Raw genomic sequence first — 13,723 nt, 5'->3', positions numbered from 1 at the left:
TTTATTTCTAATTCTTTCCCCCCTGCCCCCCTGCTCCCTATTTGTATCAACCTTAAAGTGAAATGGTATTAGCCGAGAGTGCGAGAATAATTTGTAATTAGTATCAAAGCCAATTACCGATCGCAATCATTGGGGCCCAATAGGCAGGATTTTCATAGTTGGTATCTATGTCTTCAGATGGTAATGATTTTTTAGGATGAATCATCTTAATTTGGGCTTTTTGCAATGCTTCTGCAATACTCATGCCACTATTATGATAATTGGTGTAAAACTCTTTGACTAGTTCAGATGTTGATTCATCTGTGACATTCCACAAAGATGCGATCGCACTTTTAACCCCAACTTGCAATGCAACTCCAGCTAATCCTAGTGTGGCACGGTCGTCGCCAACTGCGGTTTCACATGCAGTTAATGTGAGTAGTTCGACGGGATCTGATTTACTGCTGAGGTTTCGCAGTGAGTTTTCTAATTCACTGATGGTAAGTTTTTGGTTTTTGCCTGTGACAATGAAGGTGTCTTCAGGAATAATCCCAAATTGAGCGTGACTAGCTATGTGAACAATAGGATATCTGCTTTTGTCAAGGGTTTTCTGAAAACTTTCGGGGAAAAACTTTTCATCGATCAGGTCGGTATGATTAGGAAATATACTTTTAATTGCATTAACTTCATCAGAAACAGCTGAAAGTGCATCAAAAGTCTTGCCGTCGATTGTGGCTTTTTCTGTTAAACCCAAAATTAACGCCTTTTGCGTCCTGCGATCGCTGGCTTTGGGTGTGTTAAGTCGTAAACTGGGGGTTGTTGCGATCGCGTAGGTTTCAACTAAATATTTCTGTTGTTGGCTGTCATAAAGTGCTGCCATTGGAACACTACGCAAAAATCCATCCTGAATAAACACCAGGGTTTTAATTTTCTCCGGTTTAAGATCCTCAGCAAAGGGGCGAATTATCCAATCATAAAGTTGTGCCGCAGTTGTTGTATTGTAGTTAAATTCTTCTTTTCCTTTAACTAGTCCTGTGCGAAACTCGGTAATTTTTTCTTGTAGGGTATCGCTACTAACTATTTTTTTTATACCTTTTTGGTTGGGGTCTTCAATCCACTTAAATTTAGTTGCCTGATTCGGTAACTGTAATAATATCCCGGTTTTGCCATCTAATATTATGGAACTCAAAAACCCAGTATTCTGAAACGCTACACTATTATCTTGAAGTAGTTCTCCTACCTGTTTGGGATTTAAGGCACTTAAAATGCAATCGTTGCCAAAATAATTCTGTAATTCTGCTAGTTTTAACGCATCAATGGTATTAACTACTTTTGATAGTTCCTTGGCGCGTCGTTCATCTGCAATTGCCCCAACATCTAACAAATCAAGCCGCGACTGTGCCAAGGTACGATACAATGGACGCACAACATCGCGTAAGTCAAACTGGACATTTCTCTCAGCTGTTAAAATATCGCTGCGAATATCTTCTAGGGTATCAAATGCTCGTTGATAGGATGCGATCGCTTCTTCTTTTCGATTCTGTTTATCTAAAATGCGTCCTGCTTGCCATTCCCACAAATACAAGCTATCTTTTGCACTCAATTTATTCTCTGCTGCGAGGATAGCAGCTTGGGTATATTTTAAGGCTTTTTCATTATCTGCTCTACATTCCCATAAATGACCTAAAGCTCCATTAGAATAAGAAATTAGGCGATTATCTTGTAATTTTTTACTTGTTAATACTGAGTTATTGAGCAAATTCAATACTTCGTTATTACCAGATAAAACCACCTGAGTTGGACAGTAGGTAAAGGGTGAAGTTCCTTTAGCATCGCGCTGCAAGTATGCTAAATCAATTGCCCCATAGACTTTTGTGGCTGAATCGGGTAAGCTTTCAAGAACTTTTAAAGCGTCTTCAAGGGTTTTGTTAAACTCGCTATCGTTAATAACTTTGCTCTTATTTGTTTGAGAATCCAACTGAATTAAATTTAATAATCCTCGCATCTCTGCTAAATTATCTTTATGGTCGCTGGCGAGTTTTGTACTTTTATCAAAATATTGATAAGCTAGCTTATAGTCTTCTATAGACTGTTGAATAAATTTACTTTCTTTACTAGAAATACCAGCTTTATTTGCAGAATCAGCTTGTAACTCTCGTAATTGAGCGCGACTTTTGTAGGCATTCCCTAAACTATTTAGCAATAAAAATTCAGAACCTGGATCGAGTTTTTGTGCTATACGCAAATATAGAATTGCTTGGTTGTAATCACCAATTAAGCGATATGCTTCGCCGAGAATTCCCAAAGCTGCAACTTGACCGATTTTATCGTTGTATTTTGTGGCAATTTGTGTAGCACTTTCGGGAGTGCATTCTATTTCATGACTTGGTTGATTTTCATAGCTTTTTGACTTATCTACCAGTTTGCCACACAAAAGTGCGATCGCTTTGCGGGGTTGTCCCAAACTGCTGTACACTTGGGCAAGTTCAGACTTCATTCGTCCCACTTGCTGAATATTCTCCACTGCGCCATAGTCACGAATTGCTGCCGATAGGGATGCAATCGCCTCTTTATTGTCTCCTATTTCTTGGTAGGCACGCGCCAAATTTTCATTTATAATCGCAGTCGAGTCTGGATTATTCTTATCCTGATTTAATGCCTCCTGCCAATATTTGATCGCATTAAAAAAACTTCCTGTATTATATGCTTCAATTCCTTGTTCAACTAGTGCAGTAGCATTTGGAGTTTGTGCAGATACAACTTGTCCAAACACAATACATGTTAATAATGTAGCCAAAAACAATACTTTAATCTCTCTTACATGGCGATTTGGTTTTTGGTATTGCTGAGTTAAAAAACAAACTAGTTTTTTGTAGAGATTCCCAACCTTTAACAACATCTGCATCCACCGATGTGCAGAAAAAAATATTTTAAGATATTTATTCTTAGCTTTCATATTTCTCCACCTAGATAAAATATTTATCGAAACAGAATTCAAGAGTCAGCAGTCATAATGGGCTAAACCTTAGCTTTCCGCTAACAGAATGATGTTCATATCGAAAAAGCGGATGGCGTAGCGAAAAGCGGGCGGCATAGCATCTCCTAGAGAAACGAGGCGTAGCCCATTCTAACTTCTGAATTCTTCTTTAATGAGCTTTTATTGTTTAAGTTACCAGAAATCCGCAAAAAAAACTGAAATTTCTAAAAGTGTACAGTTTTATGCAATTTATCTAAAACAGTAATCAGGATTCTAGAAGATTAAAGTGTACCAAATTTTTATCAACAATTAAATATGACTTTTCTATACAGGATTTACACACAAAAGAGTCAAAACCCTTATTTTCGGGTAAAAGCAAGAAATTAAATTCCTCTAATCTCTGTAGTTTTGCGTAATCAATAGTTCTGGTGCTGATATTAATAAACGATCGACTAACCTCGAATATTTACAAAATAGAAAGATATTCCGTTGAGTAATATCGTAAATTTTATTTTGATTCTTTCAAAGAAAATTACTTATGAATATAGTACATCATATTCAACAAGCCAGGATTAAAAATATCCTTTATTATTCATGCCTAATATTGGCCATAGACAGCCAAAATTTGCCAGCGAAAGCACAAATCACACCTGATAGCAGCCAGGGAATAGAAGCTTCTCAACTCAATCGAAATGTGTTAATTCATGGTGCGCTAGGCGACAAAATTAATGGTGGTGCAAAACGTGGCGGCAATCTTTTTCATAGTTTCAGCGAGTTTAATATCCAAGATGGGCAAAGAGTATATTTTGCCAACCCCACTGGAGTAGAAAACATTTTGGCACGGGTAACAGGTGGGAAGGCATCGAATATTTTCGGGACATTAGGCGTTGATGGTGCAGCAAATTTGTTTTTGATTAATCCCAATGGGATTTTGTTTGGGGAGAATGCACAGTTAGATGTGCAAGGAAGTTTTGTCGGCACAACAGCCAATGGAGTACAGTTTGGAAATCAAGGAAATTTCAGTGCCACCAATCCCCAAGCACCGGCATTGTTGACAGTAAATCCTTCGGCGTTGTTTTTTAATCAGATTAATCAAGGTGCAGGGATTCAAAATAACTCAATTGCACCAGTAGGGATAGAACCCGCAGGTTTTAATACATTTGGTTTACGAGTAGGAGATGGTAAAAGTTTGCTGCTAGTTGGTGGCAATGTCAGCATGAATGGTGGATGGTTAAATGCTTATAGTGGGAGAGTTGAATTAGGAGGATTAACAGCACCTGGAAACATCAATCTTACTTTAAATGGGGATAATCTCAGCTTGAAATTTCCTGAGAATGTGACTCGTGCAGATGTATCGCTTACCAATAAGGCAATTATTTCTGTACAAGGGTTTGGGGGTGGTAATATTGCGATCAATGCTCGAAATATAGAGATATTAGATGGAAGTGGACTTAATGCTGGTATTGGGGTGAGTTTGGGGACACCTAAAACGATTGCAGGTGATATTACCCTTAATGGAACTGGAGAAATCAAAATTGCGGGTTTAGAGAGTCAAATTGTCAATTTAGTTCGTCCAGAAGCAAAAGGCAATGGGGGTAACATTACCATTGATTCTGGTTCTTTCTTATTACAAGACGGTGCTATGCTGTCTACCTCAACTTTTGGGGAAGGAAATGCGGGGAATGTGACAGTAAATGCAAAAAATGGTGTTTTTATTACAGATGCGGCCATTTTAAGCGCGGTATCAGGTAAAGCTGTTGGTAACGGTGGCGATATCAACATCAATGCAGCAAGCCTGTCACTTAGTAATGGCGCTCAACTGCTAACCATTACTGGTAGTCCATTTAATACTCTAACAGCAGTATCGAGGAATCCAGGCAATGTCAATATTAAGGTAACAGGCGCTGTTGATATTGCTGGAGGGAAAAGCGGTTTACCTAGTGCAATTGCTAGCTTTATGGGCAGGTGGGCTTTTGGCGATGGAGGTAACATTACCATTGATTCTGATTCTTTATCATTACGAGATGGCGCTCAACTTTCTGCCTCAACTTTTGGACAAGGAAATGCAGGAAATATTCGTATTAATGCCACAAATTCTGTGACTGTTTCAGGAACTAATCAAGATACTGGATTTTCAAGTGGTTTATCTACATCTAATAATTTTTATTCTCAAGGCAGAAGTGGTGACATCATTATAAACACCAAGATATTTCACGTATCAAATGGCGCTTTAATAGATGCAGGCACTAGAAATAATCAAACGGGTGGCAACATTACAGTAAATGCAAATACTTTTGCAGTAGACAATCAAGGTAAACTTAATGCCGAATCTAGATTAAGTAACGGTGGTAATATCAACATCAACAGCGATTTGGTTTTTCTCCGTAGTGGCGCTCAAATTTCTACCAGCGCCGGAACAGAAAAATTAGGTGGCAATGGCGGTAACATCAATATCAACTCAAGATTTATCATTGGATTTTTCAATGAGAACAGCGATATCAGTGCTAACGCATTTATGGGAAAAGGTGGAAATATCCAAATTAACTCTCAAGCTATCTTCGGTATCGAGTCACGTCTAAAACTAACTCCTAAAAGCGATATTACTGCAAGTTCAGAATTAGGTATTTCGGGTGTAAAAAATATTAATAAGCCTGATAACAGTTCTATTCAAAACAGTTTCACTGGATTATCACAAAATGCCATTGACACCAATGCACTGATTGCCAATAGCTGCATTTCACGCGGCATCAAGCAACAAGAAAACTCTTTTACTATTACAGGTTCTGGTGCTTTGCCCACTAATCGCCCTGGGGTTTTGGTTTCTAGGTACACAACTGGCGAAGTAAGAGGTATCAAAATTGCATCCCGTCTTTGGAAAAAGGGCAATCCGATTATTGAAGCACAAGGATTACATCGATTATCTAATGGGCAATTAATTTTGAGCCAAAGTTGTTAAACTGAAATATTGCACATATTGGGAAAATTTGATGTGCAGTTTTCTGCACACGCACCAGACAAATTACACACTTGTATCTGCATAAAAGGTGAATGCATTCCCTAATGGTTTCTTATAGTCTGAGTATTAAAGAAACGGTTAATGAATCGAGAAACAACAAAACTTATGAATTTATCAACCGTTTTGATGAAAATATCGTTATTTTTTTAACTTTGATTGAGAGGTTGATTATGTTTGATAAATTAGTTCGCAAGACAATTTTAGCAATACCTTTGAGATTACCAAAATTCCCAAAAACAGCTTCCATTGCAATTTTAGTAGCTGGAATTGGATTATTTTGTATTAAATCATTAGATGCAAGAAATGCCTTGATGCAAACACAATAGCTATAAGAATTATTTGTTAAATACCTAATTATTAATGCGATCGCTAAACCAGTTGGTGGGAGTTAATAGAAATATGTTAAATAGCATAAATACATCTAAAAGCCTTACCAATTATAAATTATTCTCCTTATAAATCGTAAATAAACAATGGGTTTTTACTTTCGGTTTCAACAGTTTTTTGTCATACTGCTTTCTTGCATCAGTGTCACTCCACTCGCAGTATTTGCCCAATCGACACCCCCACCAGGAATCACAATTCCCCCCGATGCTCCAGGAAAAGTGGAACAAACTATTCCTCAACCATCACCATCACCAAGTACTTCTCCCACCCCACCTGCACGAACTGTTCCTATACTCCCATCATCACAACCGGAAAATGTACCTGATACCACTTTTCCGAGCGGCGAAAGTTTCTTTGTCAAAGAAATCCAAGTTATCGGCTATTCTGTTTTAAAAGATGAAATTATTAAGTTAAAACAACCCTTAGAAAATACAAACATTACATTTGAGCAATTATTGCAACTGCGATCGCAAATTACCAAACTCTATGTTGATAATGGCTATATCAGCAGTGGCGCATTTATTCCCAATAATCAAGATATTGCAAACGGTGTCGTGCAAATCCAAGTTGTAGAAGGCGAACTTGAAGGGATTTCTATTTCAGGGTTACAAAGATTGCAACCTGCTTATGTACGTTCTCGGATTGCACGGTTGGCAAATAAGCCTTTAAACCAAAAACGTCTTGAAGAAGCGCTGCAATTATTACAACTCGATCCTGCCATTGAACGAGTTAATGCCGAGTTAACCGCAGGTAGCACCCCAGGTAACAATATTTTACAGGTAACAATTACCGAATCGCCAGCATTTCATGCTGGGGTAAACTTTGACAATAACCAATCACCTAGCGTTGGTTCAGAACAAGGAAGCGTTTTTATTGCTCACGATAACTTATTAGGATTTGGAGATAGATTTAATGCTGAATATGCTAAGAGTGAAGGTTTAAATATTTACGATATCAGTTATTCTATTCCCTTTAACCCCTTAGATGGAACTATCGGTGTCCGCTACAGTAACAGTGCTAGCCGGATTATTGAAAACGAATTTAGTGACTTGCATATCCGCAGCGAAGCCGAAACCCTTTCTTTTAATATCCGTCAACCTCTAATTCACAAGCCAAACAACGAATTTGCTTTAGGTTTAGCATTCGATTTACGGCAGAGTCAAACCTTTATACTTAACGATCTTCCCTTTTCGTTCACTGAAGGGCCAGAAAATGGGAAATCAAGAGTTACGGTAATTCGCTTTTCTCAAGATTGGTTACAACGTAATGCTAACAGTGTTTTTGCAGCGCGATCGCAATTTAGTTTTGGTATCGATGCAATTGACGCAACCGTTAACGATAGTGGTACTGATGGGCGGTTTTTCTCATGGGTAGGGCAATTACAATGGGTGCAACGGCTATCTCCCCGCATTTTGATGTTAGCCAAAATTAATACTCAACTCACACCTGATTCTTTACTTTCACTAGAAAAAATTAGCATTGGCGGAGTAGATACAGTCCGAGGTTATCGTCAAAATCAACTTGTTGCTGACAATGGGGTAGTTGGAGGAGTGGAAGTTCGGATTCCCTTGACATCAAATATCCAAACTTTACAGCTAACACCCTTTTTTGACATCGGCACAGCTTGGAACAATGGCGGTAGCAATATCGACCCACAAACCATTGCTAGCCTGGGTTTGGGCTTAAATTGGCAACCTGTAAACGGTTTGGTATTGCGTGCTGATTATGGTATACCATTTATGGGGACTAGCGATCGCGGTAATTCGCTACAAGATAATGGCTTTAATTTTTCAATTCGCTATCAACCGTTTTGATATTATAGCGTTTCCCGGTCTGGTGAGATACAAGAACCCCACCCCCAACCCCCTCCCCGCAAGCGAGGATGGGGCTATAACGTACCTCATTTGATTAGGAAAAGCTATAAGTCAATCGGCGCTAATATTTTTTTATATAGTACGTGAGTTTGCAATTATAGCATTATTAAATGCAGACTACGTTTGTATAGCCGCAATTTCTAATCGCTGCTTTTTTATTAAACCTGATGACTCAAACCCAAGCCGAACCAAAAATATTTACTTTCGATGAATTTATCGAATGGTATCCAGAGAACTCAGAACGGCGCTATGAATTACATCATGGGGTAATTGTTGAGATGCCTAAACCCAGAGGTAAGCATTCCAAATTAACAGGCTACCTAATTGAAAAACTACTTATAACTATTAGAGAGACAGGTAAAGGTGATATTTGGTTTATTCCTAGAGAATCAATAGTTAAACCTATTCGTAATCAGTCAGGTTACGAGCCGGATATCATTGTTCTTAACCAAGAAACTATCAGCAATGAGACACGTTGGGAAAGTGAATCAGTTATTCAAAATGCAGCTTCGGTCAAATTAATAGTGGAAGTTGTTAGCACTAATTGGCGTGACGATTACTATGATAAGTTCAGAGACTATGAAGAGATGGGTATCCCCGAATACTGGATTGTAGATTATGCTGGTTTGGGAGGACGTGATTTCATTGGCAACCCCAAACAACCTGCTTTTTTTGTGTGCGAACTAATTGATGGAGAATATGTTAAGAAGTTATTTCGAGGTAATGATGTAATTGTCTCTCCCACTTTTCCCAAACTCAACCTGACGGCACAACAAGTTTTTGATTAATTTGTGAAAATTGCTATATTCTTTCCTATGAACTATAGGAATCCGGTTTGATTTGGAGAAAATATACGTAGTGGTGTGACGAGGCTAAATTGTTGCAAAAAAATTGGAGGTTGGGTTGAGGAACGAAACTCAACACTCCGATCAATGTTGGGTTTCACGTTGCTCAACCCAAGCTACATCTAACGCTATTTTACATTGCTGTAGCGACTCCAGTCATGATTGTAGCGCCTCCGGTCATGGCTGTAGCGACTCCGGTCATGGTTGTAGCGGCTCCGGTCATGGCTGTAGCGACTCCGGTCATGGTTGTAGCGGCTCCGGTCATCTTTAAAGACACGATAAATCGCCGTCTCTACAATAATCAGTCTTTTGTAGAGACGGCGATTCATCGCGTCTCTTGCTTCGGGTTTAATGAGTAATCAAGCAGATTTGATATAACATTAGTGAGAACATTCTCGACTCAATAGCATCTGTCCATTATTCAGCCGATATAATCCAAGGGGTTCAATAATTGGCTGGTTTTTCTTCCAGTGAGGGGATGTAGTTTCAACACCTCTAACCTCTCCAGTTGTGTAGTAGGTAGAAACTAAAATCCCCGGACGATTAGTAGTCAAACCACTAGAACCTGTGATGGTGAAAGAGTTTTCTTGCCGCTTAGTACCGCGTGAAATGCAGCTATTAGCGATGAGTGCATTGGTATCAATAACTGGAGATAATTCGGTAAAGCCGTTTTGGATGGAACTGGTATCAGGTGCGTTAATGTTGATAACACCTGAAACGCCTTGTTCAGAACTGGCGGTAATATCACTTTTTTCCGTTGGTTTTTTCCGCGACTCGATACCGAAAATACCTTGAGAATTGATTTCCACTTTGCCACCTGTCCCTGTGAAGGCATTGGCTGCGATATCGCTGTTTTCTTCAGGGACGGCAATGATAAATCTGGAATCGATATTGATGTTACCACCATCACCGCCTGCTTGCGCTGTACCTGCGGTGGTCGAAATTTGGCTATCGTTACGTAATAATAAGCGATCGCTGGCAGTTAAATTAATATTTCCACCATCACCAGAGTTCGTTATTGCTGCAATAGCTGCTTTGTTATCAAGTACTGTGGAAACAGAATTAATATTAATATCTCCGGCTTTTCCTTGCCCAAAGCTGCTTGAACTGATTCCCCCGCGATTTAAAAATAAAAAATCTGTTGTCAGGTTAATATTACCTGCATTGCCTACAGCGTTTTGATTGACTGTACTAAAAAGACCGCTAGCATAACCTGTAGTGCTAACACCGTCAATAAAAATGCGATCGCGTGCATCAATGGTAATATTACCCCCATTGCCTTTAGAAGTAGTACTAGCATTGACTACTCCACCATTGGTTAACGTTAGCGTCCCTGTTTTAACCTGAACATTTCCACCATTCCCGCTTCCAGCAGCAAAGGTATATGCCGCACTTGGCACATTTTCACCATTGGTTCCGTCAAAGGTAACGGCATCGCGTGTATCGATAAAGATATTACCACCACTACCTTGACTACCAGTATAAGCGGTAAGTGTGGCACCATTTTTTAGAAATAATTCTCTGGCGTTGATGCGGATATTCCCAGCGTTACCCGTGCTAGTTCTTCCCGCATCAGTGTCTACGTTAGTAGCTAAACCATTTTTTCCACCATCAAGAGTTACTGTATCACGGGCTTTGATGGTGATATTACCTCCATTTCCCTGTCCACCTGTACTTCCAGCAATGACTGCACCGTTAGTAACGGAAAGTGACCCTGTTGTAATTTCGATGTCACCTCCTTTGCCTTCACCACTTAGCAAGTAACTGAATAAACCGCTACTTATATCGATTATTTGGCCAGTACTCAAAGTTACATCCTTTACAACACCATCAATTTTGACACTATCACGAGCATTTATGGTAATATTTCCACCATTACCTTTTCCTTGTTGATGTGAAGAAGATATCCTACCGCCATTTGTTAAAAACAGCGATCCTGTTTCAATTTGAATATTTCCGGCGTTACCATTGAATGTTTCCGTAAATGCACTACTAGGTTTTCCATTACCGCCTACACCATCAAAAGTAATAGTATTTCCAACATCAAGAAAAATATTACCTGCATTTCCTTGTCCGTAGTTACTAGTATTTAGTAGTCCGCTATCTTTAAATAGTAAATTACTTGCAGTGATGCGAATATCACCACCATTGGCTATTACATTATTAACAACACTTCCAGTTGACACTATACTGCCAGATTTTGCCCTGCCCCCAAAACCTGAAAATGTGACATTATCGCGGGCATTAATAGTGATATTTCCTGCATTTCCAACTCCAGCAGTAAAGCTAGATATCTCAGCACCATTAGTAACAGAAAGTGATCCTGTTGTAACTTGAATGTTTCCTGGTTTCCCAATACTTCCAATGTTTAAATCGCTTTTCAAACCACTAGACTGATCGTAATCCAAGTCATTAAGGAAAAACTTCCCCGCGTCGATGAAAACGCCATCTAGCTTGACATTACCAGAGGCTTCTACAGTAATATTTCCGGCATTACCTCGCCCTGATACATTTGTTGATACTTGACCGCCGTTAGTTAACGAGAGGGAACCTGTTTTAAGATAAATATTTCCTCCGTTACCTACCCCTACCCCCTCATTAAAAACATCACTACTAGCGGTGCTATTAGTATCAAAGACTATGTTATTCAGGGCGTTAATGCTGATACTTCCACCGTTTCCTTTGCCACTGGTACTGCTACTAATAAAGGCTCCATTAGTAACTTTTAGTGTACCTGTCGTGATTTGAATATTACCTGCGTTACCTTCACCAGTGAGTTGCACATCATTAATAATCCGGCTAAAAAAATTACCGTCATTACCATCTAACGAAATATTATTACGAGCATTAATGATAATATTACCAGAATTACCTTTTCCATAAATGCTACCTTGAATTTCTGAACCATCCTTTATTTCTAAAGAATTGGTATTAAGCGTAACGTTACCACCATTACCTATAGCGCCTTCATTTACCTTAACAACAATTCCGTTAGCTTCCCCTGGTATCGAGTTACGAAAACTGATATTACCTTGAGCATTGATATTTACATTTCCGGCATTACCTTGTCCGTAGAGATTAGCATTAATGAGTCCAGTTTTTTCTAATGTCAATGTCCCAGTTGTAATATTAATATCGCCAGCTTGACCAAAAGCTTTTTCTTGCACTACGTTAGCGATCCCACTCTCACCTATTAATGTTGTATCTGCTATAGCATTAATAGTAATATCTCCACCCTTACTATTTGGAGTACCTAAACCTGTATCTATTCCTGCTCTTAATATACTTCCCGCAACTAAATTTACATTTCGAGCCTGAATTGTGATATTACCGCCATCTGCACCGCGAACATTAACTTCTGCACCATTACTCAGCGAAACATCGGCGCGTTCCACATTTTCAGGTATTACTAAACCCAGATTATCACCCGCAATATTCAACTCCACATTTCCCGGTGCAGCTAAACCTGCTAACTCAACATTTCCGCCATAAGCGCGAATTCCACCACCATCTATATTGATATTTCCACCAACCAGCAGCAAACTTTTACCATCAGCAACTCGCAAACCCGTAACATCTTGTCCAATGAGATTTGTCCCTGCGGGTGCTTGGGATTGATTGATAATTCCTCCATTTGCTTGGATTTGATTAAACAGCAATACTGAAGGATTAATAGTCAACAATGGCACAGCTTGGGGATTTGTCGCACTAAAAACCCCTTGATTCCCAAACTGAATTCCATTTGCAGTCGTCCCCACAAAGGAACCTTGTACATCTAAACTGGCATTTTTGCCAAACACAATCCCATTGGGGTTGATCAAAAATAAATTCGGACTAGAATTACCAAATGTGCCAAGTATGCCCAAAATTTCTGAACGGTTATTACCTGTCACCCGTGCCAGAATATTCTGAATATCTGCGCTAGGACTGAAAAAATACGCCGCCCGTCCCTCGCTGATATTAAATTCTTGAAAGCTGTGAAATAGATTGCTTTGGCGAGTTGCACCACCTGTAATTACTTCTATGGGTAGTCCTTGAAAGTTATCTATAACTTGAGAGGATTCAGCGCCAAGTGTTTTGTCAGGTACGATATTACTTTGCTGTGCTTGGGTTTTTGCAGTGAAGAGACTTACGCAAAAGCAGCCTAGTAAGCCTGCTAATCCAAACTGCAAACACTTATGGAATCCGTATTGTCTGGTCATTTGGTGCAATTCTATTAGATGACTTGAGTATCTAATAGAATTGCACCCCTAGATGATAAATAAACAAATAATTGGTTAATTATGCAGTTTTCTGCAATGAGGCGATGTTTGACGACAAGCCTTACGGCTACGCATTCGGTTTTTTTATCATGTCCGCTTGATTAGTCAATGCAAGTAGGACTTAAGCAAAATCACACGCGGTAGGGGCAATTCGTGAATTACCCCTACGTGAGAACAAGGGTTTTGGCGCACCTTAGCCACAAGTTATTTTTCTAACAAAAGTCTTATTTTTCAGGTAAAAATTGCATAAAAGCTGTCAATGCACTTTTGTGCATCTTCGAGGTAGAAAAACTGCACACAAAGCAGCAGAAAAGGTTGCTGTGTTACATGAAGTTCTCAGATATTGTGTAATTCATTGGCAACAGTAAAACTACTGAACGCCG

General features: G+C 39.2%; 7 protein-coding genes. 4 read left to right on the top strand and 3 right to left on the bottom strand.

Annotation, left to right across the window (positions count from 1 at the left end):
- Positions 1-103: 103 nt before the first annotated feature.
- A complete protein-coding gene (locus RMZ41_RS11940; protein ID WP_322642714.1) occupies positions 104-2,935 on the bottom strand; it encodes a CHAT domain-containing protein in 2,832 nt (943 codons plus the stop codon).
- Positions 2,936-3,494: 559 nt separating this feature from the next.
- Here RMZ41_RS11940 and RMZ41_RS11935 point away from each other — a divergent pair.
- The 4 genes from RMZ41_RS11935 (at position 3,495) to RMZ41_RS11920 (ending at position 9,021) form a co-directional block, all read left to right on the top strand.
- Positions 3,495-5,912 (top strand): filamentous hemagglutinin N-terminal domain-containing protein, encoded by a 2,418-nt coding sequence (locus RMZ41_RS11935; protein WP_322642713.1) that lies wholly within the window; start codon positions 3,495-3,497, stop codon positions 5,910-5,912.
- A gap of 104 nt (positions 5,913-6,016) precedes the next feature.
- The gene (locus tag RMZ41_RS11930) at positions 6,017-6,298 is read left to right on the top strand and encodes a hypothetical protein (protein WP_322642712.1); all 282 of its coding nucleotides are present in this window, start codon (positions 6,017-6,019) and stop codon (positions 6,296-6,298) included.
- Positions 6,299-6,445: 147 nt separating this feature from the next.
- On the top strand, positions 6,446-8,173 hold the full coding sequence (locus RMZ41_RS11925; protein WP_322642711.1) for a ShlB/FhaC/HecB family hemolysin secretion/activation protein: 1,728 nt from the start codon (positions 6,446-6,448) through the stop codon (positions 8,171-8,173).
- 227 nt (positions 8,174-8,400) lie between these two features.
- Positions 8,401-9,021, top strand: a complete 621-nt coding sequence (locus tag RMZ41_RS11920) for a Uma2 family endonuclease (RefSeq protein ID WP_322642710.1) — start codon at positions 8,401-8,403, stop codon at positions 9,019-9,021.
- Positions 9,022-9,211: 190 nt separating this feature from the next.
- On the opposite strand, the gene RMZ41_RS11915 is transcribed toward RMZ41_RS11920, so the two are convergent.
- Together RMZ41_RS11915 and RMZ41_RS11910 are read right to left on the bottom strand one after the other, a co-directional pair.
- Entirely contained in the window at positions 9,212-9,355 is a 144-nt protein-coding gene (locus tag RMZ41_RS11915; RefSeq protein WP_322734340.1) for a hypothetical protein, read from the bottom strand.
- Between the two features lie 103 nt (positions 9,356-9,458).
- A complete protein-coding gene (locus RMZ41_RS11910) occupies positions 9,459-13,280 on the bottom strand; it encodes a filamentous hemagglutinin N-terminal domain-containing protein (RefSeq protein WP_409875177.1) in 3,822 nt (1,273 codons plus the stop codon).
- Between the last annotated feature and the right edge of the window lie 443 nt (positions 13,281-13,723).

This window comes from Nostoc sp. DedVER02, from assembly GCF_034530675.2.
GTDB lineage: Bacteria > Cyanobacteriota > Cyanobacteriia > Cyanobacteriales > Nostocaceae > Nostoc.
Note: the sequence above shows the minus strand (reverse complement) of the source record. Positions and strands in the feature narration are given on the sequence as shown.

Coding starts and splice junctions, on each gene's coding strand:
- RMZ41_RS11930 (WP_322642712.1), top strand. CDS start 6,017: ATGGTTTCTTATAGTCTGAGTATTAAAGAAACGGTTAATGAATCGAGA.
- RMZ41_RS11920 (WP_322642710.1), top strand. CDS start 8,401: ATGACTCAAACCCAAGCCGAACCAAAAATATTTACTTTCGATGAATTT.
- RMZ41_RS11935 (WP_322642713.1), top strand. CDS start 3,495: ATGAATATAGTACATCATATTCAACAAGCCAGGATTAAAAATATCCTT.
- RMZ41_RS11940 (WP_322642714.1), bottom strand. CDS start 2,935: ATGAAAGCTAAGAATAAATATCTTAAAATATTTTTTTCTGCACATCGG.
- RMZ41_RS11925 (WP_322642711.1), top strand. CDS start 6,446: ATGGGTTTTTACTTTCGGTTTCAACAGTTTTTTGTCATACTGCTTTCT.
- RMZ41_RS11910 (WP_409875177.1), bottom strand. CDS start 13,280: ATGACCAGACAATACGGATTCCATAAGTGTTTGCAGTTTGGATTAGCA.